This is a genomic window from Geminocystis sp. (genome assembly GCF_041753295.1).
Lineage (GTDB): Bacteria > Cyanobacteriota > Cyanobacteriia > Cyanobacteriales > Cyanobacteriaceae > Geminocystis.
On sequence record NZ_JBGSUU010000122.1, the window covers coordinates 46,531 to 68,502 of the forward strand.

Genomic DNA, 21,972 nt, shown 5'->3' on the forward strand with positions numbered 1-21,972 from the left:
GAGACAATTATAAGTAATCATTATCATCCCTTTATGACTTTTATGAAATTTTCTCACCGTTTTTTATCCATTCCCCTCGTTACCGTTTTAAGTATTTTGGCTACACAAGCCCCTAGTTTTAGTCAATCTTCCTCCGTAACCCAAGAAAAAGGTTTTTCTGTCAAAAATATTGATACATCCGTTAAACCTCAAGATAATTTTTATCAATTCGCTAATGGTAACTGGTTAAAAAATGCCGTTATCCCCGATGATAATATTCGAGTTGACAGTTTTACTGATGTAGAATCCCTCCGAGATCAAAGATTATTACAAATCATCACTCAAGCCTATGGTAAAAGTGCTAACGCCCCTAAAGGAAGCATTACTCAACAGGTAGGAGATTTATATTTATCAGGGATGAATTTGGAATTACGCAATAAATTAGGTATTGCCCCCATTCAACCAGCTTTAACTCAAATTGAAGCCATATCAACCCCCGAAGAATTAATAACCGTGATGGCAAATCATAGTTTAAAAGGTATTGTGTCTGTGTTTGGGGTGGGAGTTTCTACGGATTTTAAAAATTCCAAAGTTAATGCCTTGTATGTTGCACCTGTGATACCTCAGCAAAAGGATTTTTATTCCAGTGCAGACTATAGTAAACAAAGAGATGCTTATGTTACCCATATCGCTAAAATCTTTACCCTTGTGGGAGATAAACCTGATCAAGCTAAAAGTCAAGCCCAGACTATTTTCAGCATAGAAACGGCTTTAGCGGAGAGTAAATTAACCCCCGCCGAAGGCAATAACCCATCTTTGACATATAATAAAAAGTCCGTAACTCAACTGAAAACTGAAAATCCGAATATTAATTGGGATATTTATTTTCAAGAAATGGGCTTATCAGGATTAAAAGAAGTTGTTGTCAGACAGCCTAAATATATGGCGATGGTGAATCAGCTAATGAAAGAAAAATCCCTTGAGGATTGGAAAACTTACCTTCGTTGGCGGTTATTGAGTAGTACGGCAGCCTATCTGAGTGAAGACTTTGTGCAAGAAGATTTTGACTTTGAGGGTACAGTGATGACAGGGGCAAAACAACAAAAACCCCTCGATAAAAAAATTGCTGAAGTGGTGAGAAAAGTATTGTCACATCCTACGGCTCAACTTTATGTAGCGGAATATTTCCCCGCCAGTGATAAGGCTAAAGCTGAAAAAATGGTAGAAAATATCAGGGCGGAATTTCGATTACGTTTACAAGAAAATGAGTGGATGAGTGCCGAAACTCGTCAAAAAGCGATCGATAAATTGGACAAAATGAAAGCCTATGTAGCCTATCCCGACGAAAATGAATGGGTGGACTATTCCAGTGTTGACATCAAAGCCGATGATTTTATCGGGAACTTGTTGCGCATCGGTGAATGGGATACTCGCCGAGATTTGGCAAAATTAAATAAACCTCCTGTTTTTGAGCCTTTTTTGGGAGTCACGAGTCCGACAGAAGTAAATGCTGGATATAGCCCTAATATTAATAGTATCGAAATTCCTGCTGGTATCCTACAAGCTCCTTTCTTTGATGCTAGTTTTGATGATGCGGTGAACTATTGTGCGATCGGTGGTGTCATTGCCCACGAAATAACCCACGGTTTTGATCGTCAAGGTCGTACTTTTGATGCTGATGGTAATCTCAAGGATTGGTGGACAGCAGAAGATGCTAAAAAGTTTGATGAAAGAGCAAATAAGTTAGTGGAACAATATAATAAATATGAGCCTCTCCCTAATTTATTCATCAATGGAAAATTATCTTTAGGGGAAAATATCGCCGATTTAGGGGGAATTAACATCGCTCACAGTGCCTTACAACGCAGTTTAACCGATGCTCAAAAAACTGAGAAAATTGAAGGTTATACTTCTTCCCAACGGTGTTTTATTTCTTGGGCTCAGGTGTGGAAATCTCAATGGCGACCTGAAATATTACGCTTAGTAGTTCTTGGTGATGCTCATCCACCTTCAGAATTTCGGGTAACAGGTTCGTTAGTTAATACTCCTGAATTTTTCCCCGCTTTTAATATTAAAAAAGGCGATCGTATGGATAAAGATGAGGCTGATATTATCAATATTTGGTAACTAAAAATAAACTTATTACTCAATCGCCTTTATTCTAAAAGGTTTTTAATATCGAACTCAGGTTGTATAAGGGCATTACAGTAATATTGTTTATAATTATAGCGATTACTTTAAGAAACAAAAGTAATAAGGTTTAATAAGGGATTCAACCTCCTTGCCTTGCATTACCTCTATAAAATTAATTACTAAAAAATTTGAAATTAAATGTCAGATTTTGTCCAAAAACGTCAGGATTCACCACTACAGTTATCTAACCCTAAATTCTATTGTTTGAAAAAGAAAAAACACTAAAAAATGCTCAAAATTAGAAGATTAGATAAATAAAGTATAATAACAAAAAGAGAGGTATTATCACATTCTTACAATATTTTGACGATTACATTGACAATAACGAAAATTTTAAATGTATCTAATTGGTGGGATTCCCTTTTTAAGGGTTATTTACTTTGTATGATTTTTCTTTAGGGTTCAAATAATTTAATATGAATACGTTAGAGTTAATCCGTAAAACTTTTCAAAATTGGCAACATAAAGATAATCATCACCACATTTTGAGTAATTCTTCTCACCATAGTCATAAAGATAAATCAATATTATTTCAATGGATATGTAAAATTCATTCTCCAGCAATAATATTATTATCCGTAACAACGTTGACAGGATTAATTAGTTATCGCTTTTATAATCAACCAGAATTAGCCGTTGGCACAATTTCCCCTACAAAAATTATTGCGCCTAGGGATGGTGATTTTATTGATAATTACACCACCGAAGAATTGCGAAAAAAAACTCGCAGTGGTTTATTACCCATGTTAAAACAAGATGTAAGTTTAACATTAAAGACACAAACAAAAATCGATAATAAACTCGAACAAATAGATAATATTCGTAGTTTAGTTAATAAAATAACCTTTGTAAATTCCAATATTTTATCATCATCATCCCAAAAATCTTTACATTCTTTATCAACTTCCCAGTGGCAAAAAATTCTTGTCAAACTCAAAACTTCTTCTATCACCGTTGATGAATCTTTATCTTTAACAGAAAATAATATTGTCAAAGAATTATTAACCTATCAAAAGTTAGTTAATGCTAAAGATTTTGAAAATTTACTTAATCAACTAGAAAAAAACAGAGACATTTATCAAAGTTTTTCCACTCAAATAAATGAATTAAAAATTGGTAATATCGAGGATGAAGAAAAAAGACTTTTATGGAATATTGACAATAAAACTTGGCAACAAGCAAAAAAAGAAATTAGTCAAACCGTCAGACAAATGTTAGCTTTGGGAATTTCTACGGGATTACCTGAAGATATTAAACTTAAAGCCACAGAAATTCACCTTGAGAATAAAATATCGCCTCCCATTAAAAATATAGCCGTAAACTTAATCATCCATAACTTAGAGTCCAATCTTATCATTGATGAAGAAGAAACTAAAACAAGAGCGGAAAAAGCAGCTCTAGCAATACAACCTGTGGTTGTTACTATTAGTCAAGGAGAAGTAATTGTCGATGTTGGGGAAAAAATTACTCAAGGAGATTTTGTTTTATTAGATAACTTTGGCTTAAGTCGTAGAAGTGTTAATTTCAATGGGATTGTCGTATCTGGGATTCTAGTATCGATATCTTTAATTACTTTTATCACCATCACCCATAAGGTAAAAGGTAGATTAAGAAGACGAGATCAAGTACTTTTGTTTTTATTGAGTATTTCTACTCCCATAATTAATATTTTTGATGTGGGTTATAATTCTTTACCTGCGGTGGGATTTTTAGTGAGTAGCTTTTATGGCCCAACTGTAGCCGTAAGTAATCTTATAATTATGACTGGATTAACTCTTTTTCAAACGGAAGCTATTGGTTGGGAATATGTCATATCTTCTTTTGCAGGAGGATTATTAGCGTCTTTGATGGCTAGTCGTCTTCATTCTAGGGAGGAATTAGCCTTATTAGGTGCAGGAGTGGGATTTACTCAAGGAAGTGCTTACTTTATTATTCATTTAATCGGTAGTGCTACACTAGGTACAGTATGGTATGCTATTTTACCTAGTGCAATATGGCATGGTACAGTAGGTTTTACTTATAGCGTTTTAGCTTTAGGTATTTCTCCTTATTTAGAAAGATTTTTTGACTTAATTACTCCTATACGTCTAGCAGAATTATCTAACACTAATCGCCCACTTTTAAAGAGATTAGCCACTGAAGCACCCGGTACTTTTCAACATACTATGTTTGTGGCTAGTTTAGCAGAAGCAGCCGCTCGTCATCTTCATTGTAATGTAGAGTTAGTTAGAGCAGGTACATTATATCATGATATAGGTAAAATGCACGATCCTCTGGGTTTTATTGAAAATCAGATGGGCGGACCGAATAAACATGATATGATTAGTAATCCTTATGAAAGTGCCGAAATTATCAAAAAACACGTCAGTGAGGGTATTGTCATGGCTAAAAAATGTGGTTTACCTCAAGCCATTCAAGATTTTATTCCTCAACATCAAGGCACATTATTAATTTCTTATTTTTACTATCAAGCCAAAACTCAAGCCGAAGGAGAAGGTAAAAATATCCATGACATTGATGATACTCTTTTTAGTTATGATGGACCTATTCCTCAATCGAGAGAAACTGGTATTGTTATGTTAGCAGATGGTTGTGAAGCTGCTTTGCGATCGCTTAAAGATGCAACGCCAGATCAAGCTATGGCAATGGTTAACAAGATTTTTAAAGCCCGTTGGCGAGATCATCAACTAGATGATTGTGGTATAAAATATGAAGAGTTACCGATAATTGCGGAAGTATTTGTCAATGTTTGGCAACAATTCAACCATCAAAGAATAGCTTATCCTAAAGGAGCATTAGAAATGAGAAGCAGTAATAATAGTTAGGAGATAGGAGATAGGAGATAGGAGTTAGGAGTTAGGAGTTAGGAGTTAGGAGTTAGGAGTTAGGAGATAGGAGTTAGGAGATAGGAGTTAGGAGTTAGGAGTTATGAATTATGAGGTTTTTTCTTGAGAAGTAACAGATAAATGATAAAGTTGCCCAATTTCTTCTAATTTAAAATCGACAATTAATCGTTGATAATCGGCAAATAAATTCAATTTACGGTCAATTAAACCAGTTATAATATCAGTTAATTCATCTTGTACATTACTGTCATCGCCGATAACCTCTTGAGAAAATAATAAATTAATTATATCAGCTCTTTCGGACTCAGGATATAAAGAAGCATTCCAAGCGATAACCCCTAAAGTAAATAATTTTTCTTTTTCCACAAAATTAGAGGTTAAATGTATATAGGGTTGCAGGAAATTTTCTAAAACTTTTGACATCCTTTTTTCGTCATGTTTTAAAAGTGATTGTTTTTTATCTAATCTTTTTAATTCACTAAAAATAATTGATTTTTTACCCATTACTATGTATCTCCTATTAATTGAGTGAATAATTTAAGATAAAAAAATAAATCTGTAAATCTTACTATACCTGAAAACCGATTATTGATCTTAAGACTTCTAAAAATAATTATCCTTTATGAAATCTATTTTAATGGTTCATGGAATTACTGATACAGGAAAAGTATTTGAAATCATGACATCTTATTTTCAAAAAAAAGGCTATAAAACCTATACCATTGATTTAATTCCTAACCTTGGCACAGCAGATTTAAGAGATTTAGCACAGCAAGTTAAGGAATATATTGATAATCAATTTACTACGGAAGAAAAAATAATTTTACTGGGTTTTAGTATGGGAGGATTAGTTACTCGTTACTATTTACAACGATTAAATGGCACGGAAAAAGTTGAAAAATATATTAACATTTCTGCTCCTAATAATGGTACTAACTTAGCTTATTTTTTACCCTTAAAAGGTATTAAACAAATGTGTCCAGATAGCGACTTTTTACGAGACTTAAATACTGATGTAAAAGAGAGTTTAAATAAAATTAAATGTTTAATTATTTGGACTCCTTTTGATATGATGATTATTCCTGCTAATAGTTCACTTTTAGGTATAGGAATAGAAGTTAGTTTTCCTGTCTTAACTCATAAATGGATGTTACGAGATGAAAAAGTTTTCCGAGAAATTGATCAATTTTTGGAGACATCATAGTTATAAATCCAAGCAGTTTTTTGATTGAGTAAATCACCATTTACAGAGGAAATTAAACCTAATCCTAAATCTCTCACCATGGCTTTTATTCCTGTAGCGTGGAAAATTTGGGCGTTATTTTTTGATGTTTGCTGTACTTTTGCTGTACGTTTTAGCCGTAATTGTTGATATTTTATCAAAGCAGTTTTAATGTCTTCTTTTTCAGCAATACATTGAGCTAAAATATAAGCATCTTCCATAGCCATTGCTGCCCCTTGAGCTTGAAATGGTAACATGGGATGAGCTGCATCTCCTAATAATGTTACTCTACCTTGTGACCAATAAGGTAAAGGTTGATGAATGAATAAACCCCATTTATAGCAAGGTTCATTATTATTGACCAAATCTTCTAAAATGTTATTTAAAAGTGCGGATTTATTAGTAAAATTTCTGGCTATTTCTTGTTTATCTGCTGGAATTGTCCAACTTTGCTCTTGCCAATTACTATCTTTTATCACTAAAACTAAATTAAGCCAAGATATTTTTTGCCCTCCTTTACCGTTAGGATAAGCCACAACGTGATGATTTTCCCCCATCCACACTGTTGCTTTTCCCCATAGTGACTTATAATCATCTTTAAAGGGTAAAATTACTCTATAGGCGGCATAACCAGCATATTCGGCTTTATATTCAGGAAATATAGTTTTTCTAATTACAGAACGAACACCATCAGCACCAATTAAGGCTTGTGTCGTGATAGTTTCTTTGTCTTTAAAGTTTAAAACTACTTGATTATCTTCTTGTTGATAACTTTCTAAAGGTTGAGAAAAATTAATGTTACTATGATCTTCAAGGGAATTAAATAATAATTGATGTAAATCAGATCTACGACATTGATAGTAAGGCACATCACTTTTTAACTTCCATTGTGCTAAAATGCCATCGGTATCAAAAGAACGTAACTCAAAACCTAAACAACGATGAGAAATTGTGGCTAACTGGTTTTGGATGCCTAATTTACGAAAAATTCTAACCACATTTGGACTTAATTGAAGCCCGTATCCCAACGCCTCAAAGGAATTAGCTTGTTCGTATAATTGAAAATCAATGGCTTTTTGTTGTAAAGCAAGGGCGAGGGTTAAACCACCAATACCGCCGCCGATGATAGAGATTTTTTTCATTTCATAAGTTGTAAAGATGAAGAAATAAGTAATAATTATCAACTACAATTATCAAAACAAAGACTAAAGCCTTTACTATCAAGAACTATGACGATAAGAGAAAAGTTTTTAATCAAATCAAATATAAAAAAATGTAGGGTGGGCATTGCCCACAATTTGAGAAGATTACTTGCTAAACATTTACTACTTCTGCGGTATCCGTTGTTTTGACAGTAGTGGTAGATTCAGATTTAACCGCCCGAAACATTCCGAAACGACATAAACCAGCACCAAAACCAATACGCATTAATAACATAGTTGGTACTTCTCGCAAAGATTTTATAAACCCAGAAAAACCAAAACGGATTAAACCTTCGGGTTTGACGATACCTTGCCAAATAGATTCTAACCAAGAGGGTAAGGTTTCTTGAGTCCAATCTGCGGTCATTACTTCGCCCTCTACTAGCCCTGTTTCCGCAATTTGTTCTGAAAAGCCTTCAATACTAGAAAAGGAAGGATGTGACCATTGATCGAGTAATTGACGCATCACAACTTTTTCCCAACCGTTTAGAGGAATTTGGCGATCGTCTCTTTGATTCCAGTCAGCTACAACTAAAATACCGCCCGGTTTTAAAACTCGCATCATTTCTTGAGCATATTTAGCTTTATCGGGCATATGAGGACCAGCTTCAATAGACCACACTACATCAAAACTATTATCAGGAAAAGATAAATTAAGGGCATTATCAACCTGAAATTTAGCGGTAACGCCTTCGGGGGTTAATTCTGTAGCTCGTTGTACTTGTTTTGGGCTAATGGTGATTCCTGTGGCTTCAAATCCATAATTTTTGGCTAAAATACGGGTACTGCCACCAATACCGCAACCTACATCTAAGACGGTCGTACCACGAGGCAATTTATCTAATCCTCCCCATTTAACCATTTCATGGACAAAATCGGCTTTGGCTTCTAAAAAGTCTTTTTTTCTCACAGGTGCGCCATAATGTCCTAAGTGGATATGTTCGCCCCAATAAAATTCTAAAATACCGTCATCAGTCCATTCATCATAGGAATTTGCTACGGTTTCGGGAGATTCAAAACTGCGAGGAGTGGCTAAATAAACCATTATTCCCACGACTAAAAGTATCGTTAATATCCCTAAAAAGTAATATAAATTCATTAATATAAGCCTTAATATTTGTTTACAATTCTTTTATATTATCATTGTTAATTGCCAATTGTTAATTTTTTGTTATAATTTTGGCTTATGTTGTTTCATTAAGGTAATTCTCGTTTTGGCGCAGGTTATTATTGACAATCTCTACAAAACTTATATTTCGTCTGTAAGTAAGTTGTCTCCCTCTCTTTCTGTGGGGGTGGGAATAGTGGCGAATCCTCCTGATGTTGAACAAAATTCTGCTACTTCTACCCATGTATTAAAAGGTATTAATCTTGAAATTCAAGAAGGGGAATTTATGGTTTTAGTTGGCCCTTCTGGCTGTGGCAAAAGTACTTTATTACGTTTAATTGCTGGTTTAGAGGAGATTACCGCAGGAAAAATTTTAATTGGCGATCGCATAGTCAATGATTTACCACCGAAGTTGAGAGATATAGCGATGGTGTTTCAAAATTACGCTTTATATCCCCATTTGAGTGTTTATGATAACATTGCCTTTGGTTTACGGCGGATGAATCAACAAATGCCTTCGAAACCGTTGGATAAAATTTTGACTGCCGTTACGGCGAAATTACCTGAAAAATGGCGTTATTATTCCGACAATGAGAAAGAAATTAACAAAAAAGTGAGTAAAGTTGCTCATATGTTGCAGATAGAACATTTATTAAACCGTTTACCGAAACAACTATCAGGAGGGCAAAAACAACGAGTTGCCTTAGGAAGAGCCATTGCTCGTAATCCTCATGTATTTTTAATGGACGAGCCTTTATCAAATTTAGATGCAAAATTGAGAACCGAAACACGAGGACAAATCGTTAAGTTACAAAAAGAATTAGGGGTAACAACTATTTATGTAACTCATGATCAAATAGAAGCTATGACTATGGGCGATCGCATTGCCATAATGAATCAAGGAGAAATACAACAATTAGCCACACCTTTAGAGATATATAGACATCCAGTTAATAAATTTGTAGCGCAATTTATTGGTAGTCCGCCCATGAATTTTTTGGAAGTCAATTATCAAAAACCAGATTTAATTATCCATTCTCATTTTAAAGTAGCTTTACCAACACTATGGCAAGAGATTTTTCAAGAATATAATTATGAAAAAATTTGGTTAGGAATTCGTCCTGAATATTTTGAATTATCAGAGGCTTCATCCTCAACAATTCCCGTGATAGTTAACTTGGTAGAAGCCTTAGGAAACGAGTTGATTTTAACAGTCAATTTAGAAGATAATAAGGAAGAAAATTTACAAGTAAAACTATTTACAGATGAGATGATAAAAAGAGGAGATAAACTAAATTTAAGGATTAAATTAGATAAAGTTAGCTTTTTTGACTACTATCAAGAAAGAAATATAAAGAAAATTTAAACTATGATCTAAAATTGATAAAGAAAAGTTTGAATATAAAATATTTATTCAAATTTACGACTAAAAAAGCAACAAATAAATGAGAAATTAAAACTATGATTAAAACTAATATTTTTAGAGAACCAATAGATAAAATTTGTTTAATATTTATTGCTATTCTTAGTTTTATAATCGTAACTTTAATCGGCGGTAGTAGAATTTGTGACCAGAATAAATGTATATTTAGAACTCATCCTCAAGTAAAAGAATTTAGTTGGCAAGATCAAAAAATTAGCAGAAAAGATCAAGGTTTTTCTCTTACTTTTGATCGCCCGATGTCCCATGAAAGTATCGAAGAAAATTTAGAACTTGAGCCTCCTTTAGATGGTAAAATTAGTTGGTCAGGAAAACGGTTAGTTTATACTTTAAATAAAACTATTACTTATGGTAAAAATTATCGTTTATCTCTAAAAAATGCTAGGGAAAAATTTAGAGGTAGAGAAAAATTAGGAGCAAAAATAGAACCTTTTATCGCTGAATTTCAAAGTCGAGATCGTGCATTTGCTTATATTGGTAGTCAAGAAGAAGAAAGTGGGCGACTAATTCTCAATAATTCTACAAAACAAAATAAAACTATTCTTACCCCTGATCATTTAACCGTTGTGGATTTTAAATTTACACCAAATACGGAAAAAATAATCTTTTCTGCAGTAGATGAAAGAAAAAAACAAAATGATTTTAAAAAATTAGATTTATATGAAGTTACCACTGGTTTATCTAATGATTTAACAACAAAAATACCCAGTCAATTAAACTTAATATTAGACGGGGAAGAATATCAGAATAATAAATTTGATTTAGCAGGAAAAAATGGTGATATTATAATTGTTCAAAGAAGCAAAAATGATGATCCCACAGACTTTGATTTATGGAAAATTGAACCGGGTAAAATTCCTCAAAGACTTAATACTCAAGGAGGTGATTTTATTGTTACTCCTGATAGACAAGCCATTGCCATCGCGCAAGGAGAAGGAATAGCGATTATACCTATAGTTGAGGAAGAAAATAAGCAATCCATCAACTTTTTACCAAAATATGGTCAAGTATTAACATTTTCCCCTGACGGAAACAGTGCGGCAATGATTAATTTTAATAAAGATGATCCTAAATTACGTTATACTCGATCATTATTTTATGTGAATAATCAAGGGTTAGAAAAAGAATTAATTAACATAGAAGGATCGATTATTGACTGTAAATTTAATAGTAATGGCAAACAACTATTTTGTTTATTAACAGAATTAACACAAACCGAAACAGAATTTCAGGAAAAACCTTATTTTGTGGCTCTTGATATTTCATCAGGAGATGTGATTCCTTTATTAGCTTTACCGAAATTTCAAGATATGAAAATTAGTCTTGCACCTGACGGATTTGGGATATTATTTGATCAATTAATTACCGAAAATGATGTACCTCAAAACTCCTTAAAAACGGCTTTACCCGATGATGATTTACTCACAGATTCCGCCGAATTAATCTTAAGTAGTCGATTGTGGCTTTTAGTCTTACCAAGTAGTGAATCTCCTCAAGCACAACTAGAAGAATTGCCCATCGCTGGTTTTAAACCCCAATGGAGTCCTTAAAATAAGTAATAAATCATACTTCTTAATTATTAATGAAGTTTTATTGCAAAAGGTAAAGTAAAAATTGCCAAACACAGCAACATCAGTAATGATTAGAATTGTTTAAAAAGCATTTTTATTGTTACCAATTTATTTACATTTAAAATTAGCAAATGAATATTATTGTAGTTGGTCTATCCCATAAAACCGCCGCCGTTGAAGTTCGAGAAAAATTAAGTATTCCTGAAAATAAAATTGAAGAATCTATCCATCATCTTCTTACTTATCCTCATGTGGAGGAAGTGGGAATTATGAGTACTTGTAACCGATTAGAAATTTATGCGGTTGTTAAAGAAACTGAACAAGGAGTCACGGAAATTAGTCAGTTTTTATCGGAAATTGGTCATATTCCCCTACAACAATTAAGAAAACATTTATTTATACTTTTACATCAAGATGCCATTCGTCACCTAATGCGAGTTTCTTCGGGGTTAGAAAGCCTTGTATTAGGTGAAGGACAAATCTTAGCCCAAGTCAGAAATACCCATAAATTAGCTACCAAATATCAGGGTATGAGTCGATTACTTGATAGACTATTTAAACAAGCCATTAGCGCTGGAAAAAGAGTGCGCACAGAAACAAATATCGGTACGGGTGCTGTGTCGATTAGTTCTGCCGCAGTGGAATTAGTAGATACTAAGATAGAGAATTTATGCTCTCAGAAAGTATGTATTATCGGTGCAGGAAAAATGTCTCGATTATTAGTGCAACATCTCGCTTCAAAAGGTGTTTCTAACATTGCCATTGTAAATCGTTCTGTTAGTCGATCGCAAGAGTTAGCCAAACAATTTCCTCTAGTCAACTTACAACTCCATTCCCTAGAAGAGATGATGATGGTAGTAAGTCAGTCAGACATCGTATTTACAAGTACGGGAGCAACTCAACCGATTCTCCATAAAACGAATCTATGTCCCTTAGAAGTATCTCAATGTATCATGTTAGTAGATATTTCTGTACCTCGTAATGTTTCTAGTGATGTAACGGAATTAGATTTTATTGTCTCCTATAACGTAGATGACTTAAAAGCGGTAGTTGCCCAAAATCAAGCTAGTCGTCGAGAAATGGCAAGAGAAGCAGAAGTTTTATTAGAAGAAGAAATCGAGGCTTTTGAATTGTGGTGGCAATCTTTAGAAACAGTGCCAACTATTAGCTGTTTGCGGAGTAAAATTGAAGAAATTAGAGAACAAGAATTAGAAAAAGCATTATCAAGATTAGGCTCAGAATTTGCTGAAAAACATCAAGAAGTTATCGAAGCCTTAACTAGAGGTATTGTTAATAAAATTTTACATGATCCTATGGTGCAATTAAGAGCACAACAGGATATAGAAGCCAGACGTAAGGCTTTACAAACTTTACAAACTTTATTTAATCTCGAAATTACAGAACAATTTGGTTAAAAAAATTATAAAAATAATGGCTCTCTTACTTCTGGTTGTGATAAATTATGTCTAAAAAAAGGTGTCAGGTTATCGGAAAGGGTGTTAGGTCAAATTAAAACTGTAAATTTATAACATCTGCATTTTTAAAATTCTAAACCTATTATATATCAAAACTTTTAATGATTATTTACTACTAAAATATCATAACTAGAAGAGCCAAAATAATAATTAATTCAGGGGAAGAAAATAGAGAAAATTATCAAGATTTATTAATCTACAATTTTAATTTATTTTTTGTTAAGATTTATCTAAAATAATTTCTCTTAATTAGTTTTCTTTTCCCCATTAAAATCTACTGAAAAAAACTAAAATTTTATCTTTATTTACTATGGAAGCTATTTTTACCCTACTAATTCCCTTAACAATCTTTATTTTAAGTGGCTTTAAAATTGATCGAGAATACGAAAGAGGAGTAATTTTTCGACTAGGTAGAATGAATAGCATCAAAGGACCTGGATTATATTGGACAATACCATTAGTTGACCAAAAAGCCAAAATTGATATTCGTACGAAAACCGTTGATATAAAATCTCAAGAAACTATCACCGCCGATAGCGTAACGGTAAAAGTAAACGCTGTGTTATATTATCGAATATTAGATGCAGATCGTGCTATTAATAAAATAGAAAATTATGAAGTAGCAGTTTATCAAGCCTCTATGACTACTTTGCGTAATGTACTCGGAAAAAATATTCTTGATGATATTTTGCGTAATCGAGATAAAATGAATATTCAAATTCAAGAAATTGTGGATGAAATTTCCGAGCCTTGGGGTGTAGTTATCGAAAGAGTGGAAATGAAAGATGTAGAAATACCTCAATCCATGCAACGGGCCATGGCACAAGAAGCGGAAGCCGTAAGAGAAAAAAGAGCGCGTGTAATTAAAGCATCTGCGGAAAAAGAAGCATCTTTAATGTTATCAGAAGCTAGTGAACAAATGTGTAATAATCCCATTGCTTTAGAATTAAGAAGGTTACAAACTTTAACGGAAATTGGTGCGGAAAATAACACCACTACAGTAATGTTAGTTCCTACAGAATTAATTACTTTAACCAAAGAAATGGCTAATAAATTGGCAAAGGAAAATAAAGACAAATAAAATTATAACTCTCTTACTTTAGGATAAATTATGTCTTGAAAAAGGTGTTAAGCTAAATAGAAACTATTTATAATAGTGACATTGTCGCTACTCCGTAATCACCATGAAAAAACTTTTACTACTAGGTATATTTATAATCGGTTTAGGGTTTGCTTTATTTAACTTCAAGGGATTAGCAAATCAAGGAGAATTTGAATCTATTATCATTAATTTTCGTCAAGATATTCCCATTACAGCATTAGATAAAAATTTACAATTTATCGCTTCAAAAGTGCAAGAAATACCGATTTTAAATAGTATTTTTTCCGAAGAAGAAAGAGTTTATATTGTTGAAGGAGATAAAAATTCTCTCAAAAAATTACGAAAATCTGTCCTCAAAAAAGAAGTAGAATATATTGAGCCTAATTATATTTATCATAGTTTAGAAGTACCAAACGATCCCGCTTATACACAACAGTGGAACTTGCGTAGTATAAATATTGAACAAGCATGGGATGAAACCAAAGGAGAAGGTATAGCCGTTGCGGTAATTGATACAGGAGTAACAAAAGTACCAGATTTTGATCAAACTCAGTTTGTGGAAGGGTATGATTTTGTTAATAATAGAGTTGATGCTCAAGACGATGTAGGACATGGTACACACGTTGCTGGTACAATTGCTCAATCCACTAATAATAATTATGGAGTGGCAGGAATCGCCTATAAAGCGAAAATAATGCCTTTAAAAGTATTAGGGGTAAGTGGTGGTAGTGTGGCTGATATAGCAGAAGCCATTAGATTCGCCGCCGATAACAAAGCCGATGTCATCAACATGAGTTTGGGTGGTGGAGGAGATAGTCAATTAATGCGTGATGCCATAAAATACGCCCATGATAAAGGAGTGGTAATAATTGCCGCCGCAGGTAACGAAAATCGCAATAGTGCCTCATTTCCCGCCCGTTATCCTGAAGTAATTAGCGTTGCGGCAACGGATTCTATCGGTGAAAAAGCACCTTATTCTAATTTTGGCGCTGGGATAGATATTTCCGCACCCGGTGGTAGCCAAACGGGTAAAATTATTCAAGAAACCATCACTGGAGATAATCAAAAAACAGCTTTTATTGGTTTTCAAGGCACAAGTATGGCTTCTCCTCACGTTGCGGGAGTGGCGGCGTTAATAAAATCCACTGGCATCGAAAATCCCGACGAAGTGCGAGAAATTTTGGTCAAATCTGCGCGTAAAATAGAAAAAGATCCTTTAAATCATTATGGTGCGGGACAATTAGACGCTGCTAAATCCGTTAAACTAGCTTTAAGTGGGCAAATTACCCCACGAGATTTTTTGCGATGGTTGAAAAATAGTGGTTACTTAAACCCCGGATTTTGGATCGATGGCGGTACAATTACTTTATTACCGAAGTTAGGTATGGTTTTAGGTTCATATTTATTAGCGTGGTTTTTGCGTAATTATCTTACCTTTAACCTAAGTTTAGCCACTGGATTAGTTACAGGCAGTAGTGGGTTATTTTTCCTACAAGGATTATATATATTTGATTTACCTCAATGGCCTTTTCGTTTAATGGGTAGTTCTGTGCCAGAATTAGGTAATGTGGTAATGGGTACAAATAGTTTAAATCCTTTCTTTGCTAGTGCCTTAATTCCTGTTATTTTAATAGTCTTATTTTTAAGTCATCCACAACTTAAATATGTTGCTATTGGTTGCAGTTTAGGTGTTGCTTCTTTCCTCACTATTAACGCTTTTATTAATCCTTTAGTCTGGGGTTTTAGTGTTGGTTTAATGTCTCAAATTTTCCTATTGATTAATGGTTTTATTTGCTTTTATTTAGCCTATTTAGCCAGTAAAACAATTAGTTAGCCTTTACTTAAAAATTATCAAGTATTAGGTTTTCTGTAAAAGATATAAATACAAAAAAACCTAATTAATAATTCCTATTTTATATTTAATTTATAAGGCAAAATAGTATAAATTTTATGGGGATTTTTAAGAATTTCTGTTAAATCTAATTCTGTATTTAATTCCCACATCATTTTTACTAATTTTTCTTTATCAGTAAGACTATTTTCTATCTGAGTATTCCCTAATCTATTTAATAATTCTACTTGCCAATTTCTAACTTCTGGATAGGATACAATTTGAAAATTATTTTTTAACTCCAGTTTTCGGTTTAAATATTCAATGGATGTATCTAATCCTCCTATTTCATCCACTAAACCGATTTTTTGTGCAGATTTTCCAGACCAAACTCTTCCTTGAGCAATATCTGCTACCTTAGAAATGGGTAAATTTCTCGCTTTCGATACTCTTTCTAAAAATAAGTCATAAATTTTATTTACACCTTGTTGATAAATCGCTAATTCTGCTTCGGTTTTTTGACTGAAATTATTACTTAAATTAGCAAATTCATTAGTTTTGACAACTCCATTATTAATGCCATTATTTTTAGCAATATTTTCTACATTAAATAATAAATTAAATACGCCGATTGAACCCGTAATGGTGTTATTATTCGCAAATATTTTTTCTCCTGCCGTGGCTATCCAATAACCTCCCGATGCTGCCACATCTCCCATAGAAATTACCAGAGGTTTTTCTTTAACCGTTAATTGTAATTCCCTTAAAATTAATTCTGAGGCAACAGCACTTCCACCCGGACTATTGACTCTGACAACAATTCCTTTTATATTTTTATCTTGGCGTATTCTCCTAATTTCTGCCACAAAGCGAGTACTTCCCACTTCTCCGATTCTACCTTCTCCATCCACAATTTGACCTTCAAGATAAAGAATAGCAATTTTATCATTATTTTCTGTAGATGGATTAGCTAATAAATAATTTTGAATCGTCACTTGACGAAAAGAATCTTGATCTTTACTATTAGTAATAGTTTTTAATTCATTAATTATTTCATCTTCATAACGTAATTGATCAACTAATTTTAAATCCTTTGCTTCTTGAGCTTGTAAAATACCTTTATTATCAGCAATATTATTAATTTCTCCTGTTTTTAAAGGACGATTTTTTGTGATATTTTCTACATAAGATTCCCACAAATCTTCTAATAATTCTGATGTTTGAATAGTACTTTCTTTACTAAAATTATCAAGGGTAAAAGGTTCAACTGCTGATTTATATTTACCGACTCTAATTACTTGTACACCAATGCCATATTTTTGTAAAGCGGAGGCAAAAAATAATTGTGAAGAAGCAAAACCATTTATCTCCATTCCACCAATGGGGTTTAAATTTATCTCATCAGCAATGGAGGTTAAAAAGTAATCTTGTTCTCCTTGAGAGATATTATAGGCAATTATTTTTTTACCACTGGCTTTAAATTTTTCCAATGCCTTTCTGATCTCTGTTAAAGTACCATAACCAGCGATAATATTCCCTTTACTTCCATCTAAATATAAGGCATTAATACGATCATCTTTTGCTGCTTTATTGATGGCAGAAGTGATTTCTTTTAAGGTTAAACTATCATTATTATTACCGATTAATGAGGATAAACTAGCATCGGATTGATAATCATTTATTTGACTATTTAGATTAAAAACTAAAGCACTTTGATTTTCTATTTTTGGAGTATTATTTGATAATAATAAAGCTAAAATAAATATCAGTAAGCCACCGCCACTTAAAATAAAAAAGAAGAATAATCCTGCTAAACTACCAAAAAAACTAGCAAGGGTTTGTTGTAAAAATTTTTTCATAATATCTTCATTAAAAAACTATAATAATTATAGCAATTACTGAAAAATTAAAATTTATTCCCCATTATTTGATTGACTTTGACTAATAATAATGTTTTGAATATTTTGATTATCTTTACAAAAAATTATGCCAAAATATTTATATTAACTCAGGCATAATCAGCAATTATTTTCTTTTTTTACTCTAGCGTCAACTTACTTGACCATTGATAGGATAAAAAGGTTGATGTAAACTAATAAGATGTGCTAAGGTTTTTTTTAGTTGCGTACGAGAAACGATAGAATCCACAAACCCGTGTTGTAAAAGATACTCAGAAGTTTGAAAACCATCAGGTAATTTTTCTCTCAAAGTTTGCTCAATAACTCTTCTTCCAGCGAAACCAATGGTTGCACCCGGTTCAGCTATGATTAAATCACCCAACATGGCAAAACTTGCTGTAACACCTCCAGTAGTGGGATGTGTAAGCACGGGAATATATAATAAATTCTTCTCTCTATGACGTTCTAATGCCCCTGAAATCTTCGCCATTTGCATTAAACTCAACATTCCTTCCTGCATTCTTGCACCCCCAGAAGCACAAATAATCACCACTGGAAAGGCTTTTTGTGTAGCATATTCAATTAATCTAGTTAATCTTTCTCCTACCACTGATCCCATACTACCGCCCATAAAACGAAAATCCATCACTCCCAAGGCAAGGGGTAAACCGTCAATTAAACCTGTCCCCGTTTGTACTGCATCGGTTAAAGGGGTTTTACTGTGTAATTCTTTCAGGCGATCGCCGTAGCTTTTACGATCATGAAAATGAAGAGGATCGGTAGGGATAAGATGATGATTTAAAGTTTGCCATGTGTGAGGATCAATTAACTGATTAATTCTTTCATCACTAAAAATGCGTAGATGATGATGACATTCTAAACAAACCATATTATTAGCTTGTAAATCTTTGGTATAAGCCAAAACTCCGCATTCAGGACATTTTGTCCATAAACCGTCAGCAATTTCTCTTTCTTGTTGAGGTTTTATTTCTGGCTCAGATTTTCTTAAATTATCAAACCAATCTAATAATGACATTTTATAAATAAAAAATAAAAAATAAGAAATAATTAATAATTGATAAAGTCTAATTAACAATAAATAATTAAATGAAGGAAAAGGAAAGAAGAAAAATTAACATAAAATCTCCTCCTCTCCCAATCTTTGAGTATTCTAGCAATGTTAAACTTGTGGTTCTAAACGAGCATAGAAAATACCACGAATTTTGACTTCTTCAGGATCTTCTGCACCTAAATCAGTGGAAGAAGGTTGTTCACTTTCAAATACTCCTGAAATTTCACCAGTTTCTTGGTCAACTTTAGTAATTTGTAAAGAGATTTCACCTTGGTAAGAATCAGCATTTTTAATGTTATTACGAGTATATTCTGTTTTGTCAGCTCCAGCAGGTAAAGCTACAGCATTATCATAACCAGAAGTTAAACCACGACCTTTAGGATCTAAGAAAGATGCACCACGATAAGAAGGTACTTTAAACTTACCAATAAAATCAGCAGAAGTATTAACCGCAGTAAAACCGGGTTCAGTTTGTGCTACTAATTTTTTAATGGTAAAGAAAAAAGGTACTTGAGCTCCACCGGGTAACTGTACTGTAGCAATTTGGAAATCAATTCCATCTAGTTCTGTTAAAGTTAAAACACCATTTTCATCAGCAGAAAGAGTACCTCTGATTTGCTCAAGACTAGCAGTATCTCTGGTTAAGAGTTTAGCTTGAATAAATTCCGCTTTTTGTCTTTTATTGGTAGGCTCTTCTTTGACAAAATATTCTTGTGGTTCTAAACACATATCAAGGATAGACAAAGGTTGATCCGCCGTAATGGTAATATTACCACGAGTAAACTCAGAAATTTGTGGACATTTGTTAGCTAATCCCGTATTCAAAATTTCATCATAGGTAATAGACTTAGGATCATAAGCCTTAGCAACGTCATCGCTACAAGCGCCCAAGAATCCTAAACAAACAACTAGGAAAGCTACCAACAGGTTGCGAAACCTCATAATTTAACCTCTCTTTAATTAATCGTCTTTAAATTTTTAATCTTAAGTATTACTTACTCCTAATTACTATTCCTGTTTTATGATTAGGATATAAAAGAATAAGTACAGTTAGATTTATCGTGATCTACTTTACCAAATTAAGAGTCTTTATTGAAAACTTTTCTTGGCTTAATTATTAATTGACAATAGATAATTGAGAATAGACAATAGTTTCATTCACGGTTTAAAACTTCTTTTTTGAAAAGTAAAAAAATCCGATTTTTCAACCCTCCATAATTCAAAGGAAAAGTAACTATCTATTGTGTATGGTTCAAATAAAAAAACCAAAAAATATAAAGATTTATTAAGTATTTGTTGCAAAAGTTAATATAGTAATTTTACTGTGTAAATCATAAAAATTTATGCACTTATCATAGATATATGAGGTGTCAATCTTTTTAACATTAGTCCAATAGAACCCATTTGGTATCTTTTTTAGAATGATTATATAGTAATGATTTCAGGAGAAATGTTTTAATCTCCTCAAAGTCTTTTGTTATTTGGGTTACAGGCGTAAATATCAAATAGGTTCTATAGTAGAAAATTATTTCTTGCTCTATTTCTTTTAATTGCTCTGTCTTGTATTTTTCGTAGCTTAACCTAACACATTTTGCTCTTTCCCTCGTACGATAATATTTACTATCTTTTTCAATTCGTAGTAACAGTTTTTTCGTTTCAGAACTTAGCCTAGATATAAAATCATAGTCACAATAAATTATTTCTAATATTATTCGATTTATTTATTATATTTTCTTTATTATATTTTTATCAATAATTTTACTTATGCACTTATTGCCATTCCCGATCTTCTAGTTCCTTTTGAGGTAACAGCAACGTGGCTTCAATTTCTTGGCGAATTGCTTTTGTGATTTCGCAGTTACTATTTAAGCAATCGATCAGGAGTTGATTAGCATCATAGTAGCGTTGCAGTACTTGCTGTTGCTCAGGGCTAAACTCCCAAGGATGGTTAATGTTTCGATATTTGGCGATCATTTCCCTTAACTGTTCCACCCAAGCACAATAGTGCGTTTTCCACCACTTCCGAAGCATTTCTTGGTTTTGACTAGAAGGTGGCAACTGATCTTTTAATTGTTGGACAGACTTATAAAATCCCGCATCCAAAACCATTGTCAGAATGTTGTTGAGAGCCTCACTACAAGCATTAACATAGGCAAAATCTTGACTATGATCGATGGCAAACTCTAGCAACAAGTGATCTAACGCCGCATCTAAAAACATTCCTTGATCGAGAGTGGTAGCTAGCGCAAAGTTAGCGGCTGTATGAGGTGAGTTAGCAAGGGCAAGATAAAATGCTCTTGAGGTTGCAAATTTGGGCTGGGATGGAATCGTCTGGGATTTTTCACTTGCCCACATCAAAAATTCTTGTAAGTATGGGTCTTGAGCCACTAAGGCATCAATCTCTTGCTTCATCAACTGTACCATAGAATCTGCACTTCGTAACATGGCAGCCGTTAACAAGAAGACTTCCCGCCAGTGTGGATCACTGATGTGACTGACCAGTCCTCCTAGGGCTTGTTCTAATGCCCGTAGATTATAACTAGCAACGATTTTTCGAGCTGTGAGATATTCTTGAAACACGAGATACGAGAAGGAAAAGATTCCTCTTGCCCGTTCTGTCAGTAACCCATGTTGAGCCTCGATCGATTTTAAGATTGCCTCGCTTTCGAGTTGGAACTCTTCTGGTTCTAAGGTTACACTAGGCAAATTCCGTAGATAGTCCTCAATATATTGTTCAATCACCCTTTGCTCAAAGAAGTACTGCCCCTGCTCAAACGTGACGGCAGCAAGCTGACTCAACAATCTCAGTTTCTGTGGCAATAAAAATCCTCGGTAAACTTCGTCCCGTTCAACGCCCCTAGTTTCATCCCATTTACTCAGCAGTAAGTTTAGCCGCTCTATAAAACTTACTCAAATCTACTCATAAGAGTAAATCCCCACTCTTCATGGGATGGACGTTCACTTCCTGCTTCACCGAATCCTTAATAGACTTGCCACTAAGTTGGTTTGACTCTCCACAGGCTTTACTTCCC

Annotated in this window: 15 protein-coding genes; 8 read left to right on the forward strand and 7 right to left on the reverse strand. The window is 33.4% G+C overall.

Translation table 11 applies throughout. From position 1 onward, the window contains the following. Window positions 1–33: 33 nt before the first annotated feature. Window positions 34–2,106, forward strand: a complete 2,073-nt coding sequence (locus tag ACEW8E_RS15340; RefSeq protein ID WP_373481229.1) for a M13 family metallopeptidase — start codon at window positions 34–36, stop codon at window positions 2,104–2,106. A 482-nt stretch (window positions 2,107–2,588) separates the two neighbouring features. Beyond that, window positions 2,589–4,997, forward strand: coding sequence for an HD family phosphohydrolase (locus ACEW8E_RS15345; RefSeq protein WP_373481230.1), 2,409 nt, complete (start codon window positions 2,589–2,591; stop codon window positions 4,995–4,997). A 108-nt stretch (window positions 4,998–5,105) separates the two neighbouring features. Here ACEW8E_RS15345 and ACEW8E_RS15350 read toward each other — a convergent pair whose 3' ends face one another. Continuing rightward, window positions 5,106–5,522, reverse strand: coding sequence for a hypothetical protein (locus ACEW8E_RS15350; RefSeq protein WP_373481231.1), 417 nt, complete (start codon window positions 5,520–5,522; stop codon window positions 5,106–5,108). Window positions 5,523–5,640: 118 nt separating this feature from the next. On the opposite strand from ACEW8E_RS15350, the gene ACEW8E_RS15355 reads away from it, so the two are divergent. Continuing rightward, window positions 5,641–6,222, forward strand: a complete 582-nt coding sequence (locus ACEW8E_RS15355) for an esterase/lipase family protein (protein ID WP_373481232.1) — start codon at window positions 5,641–5,643, stop codon at window positions 6,220–6,222. On the opposite strand, the gene ACEW8E_RS15360 is transcribed toward ACEW8E_RS15355, so the two are convergent. Together ACEW8E_RS15360 and ACEW8E_RS15365 are read right to left on the reverse strand one after the other, a co-directional pair. After that, entirely contained in the window at window positions 6,201–7,382 is a 1,182-nt protein-coding gene (locus ACEW8E_RS15360) for an FAD-dependent monooxygenase (protein WP_373481233.1), read from the reverse strand. The genes ACEW8E_RS15355 and ACEW8E_RS15360 overlap by 22 nt on opposite strands. Before the next feature lie 172 nt (window positions 7,383–7,554). Further along, complete coding sequence (locus tag ACEW8E_RS15365) at window positions 7,555–8,541, reverse strand: methyltransferase domain-containing protein (protein WP_373481234.1); 987 nt, start codon at window positions 8,539–8,541, stop codon at window positions 7,555–7,557. Window positions 8,542–8,713: 172 nt separating this feature from the next. Between ACEW8E_RS15365 and ACEW8E_RS15370 the strand changes: the two genes are divergently transcribed. From ACEW8E_RS15370 to ACEW8E_RS15390, 5 genes are all read left to right on the forward strand, one after another. Next, window positions 8,714–9,916: an ABC transporter ATP-binding protein gene (locus ACEW8E_RS15370; protein WP_373481235.1), complete on the forward strand. Its 1,203-nt coding sequence runs from the start codon at window positions 8,714–8,716 to the stop codon at window positions 9,914–9,916. Between the two features lie 95 nt (window positions 9,917–10,011). Continuing rightward, window positions 10,012–11,541, forward strand: a complete 1,530-nt coding sequence (locus tag ACEW8E_RS15375; protein ID WP_373481236.1) for a hypothetical protein — start codon at window positions 10,012–10,014, stop codon at window positions 11,539–11,541. A 152-nt stretch (window positions 11,542–11,693) separates the two neighbouring features. Continuing rightward, window positions 11,694–12,977, forward strand: a complete 1,284-nt coding sequence (locus ACEW8E_RS15380) for a glutamyl-tRNA reductase (RefSeq protein ID WP_373481237.1) — start codon at window positions 11,694–11,696, stop codon at window positions 12,975–12,977. A 370-nt stretch (window positions 12,978–13,347) separates the two neighbouring features. Further along, entirely contained in the window at window positions 13,348–14,118 is a 771-nt protein-coding gene (locus ACEW8E_RS15385) for a slipin family protein (protein WP_373481238.1), read from the forward strand. Window positions 14,119–14,221: 103 nt separating this feature from the next. After that, window positions 14,222–15,973 carry a S8 family peptidase gene (locus ACEW8E_RS15390; protein WP_373481239.1) on the forward strand — a complete coding sequence of 584 codons (1,752 nt, stop codon included), beginning with the start codon at window positions 14,222–14,224 and terminating at the stop codon, window positions 15,971–15,973. 74 nt (window positions 15,974–16,047) lie between these two features. Here ACEW8E_RS15390 and sppA read toward each other — a convergent pair whose 3' ends face one another. From sppA to ACEW8E_RS15410, 4 genes are all read right to left on the reverse strand, one after another. Next, the gene (sppA, locus tag ACEW8E_RS15395) at window positions 16,048–17,829 is read right to left on the reverse strand and encodes a signal peptide peptidase SppA (RefSeq protein WP_373481240.1); all 1,782 of its coding nucleotides are present in this window, start codon (window positions 17,827–17,829) and stop codon (window positions 16,048–16,050) included. Between the two features lie 190 nt (window positions 17,830–18,019). Next, on the reverse strand, window positions 18,020–18,904 hold the full coding sequence (gene accD / locus ACEW8E_RS15400; protein WP_373481241.1) for an acetyl-CoA carboxylase, carboxyltransferase subunit beta: 885 nt from the start codon (window positions 18,902–18,904) through the stop codon (window positions 18,020–18,022). 144 nt (window positions 18,905–19,048) lie between these two features. Then, entirely contained in the window at window positions 19,049–19,882 is an 834-nt protein-coding gene (locus tag ACEW8E_RS15405) for a photosystem II manganese-stabilizing polypeptide (RefSeq protein ID WP_373481242.1), read from the reverse strand. Between the two features lie 828 nt (window positions 19,883–20,710). After that, window positions 20,711–21,739, reverse strand: a complete 1,029-nt coding sequence (locus ACEW8E_RS15410; protein WP_373481243.1) for an NACHT domain-containing NTPase — start codon at window positions 21,737–21,739, stop codon at window positions 20,711–20,713. Window positions 21,740–21,972 lie beyond the last annotated feature (233 nt).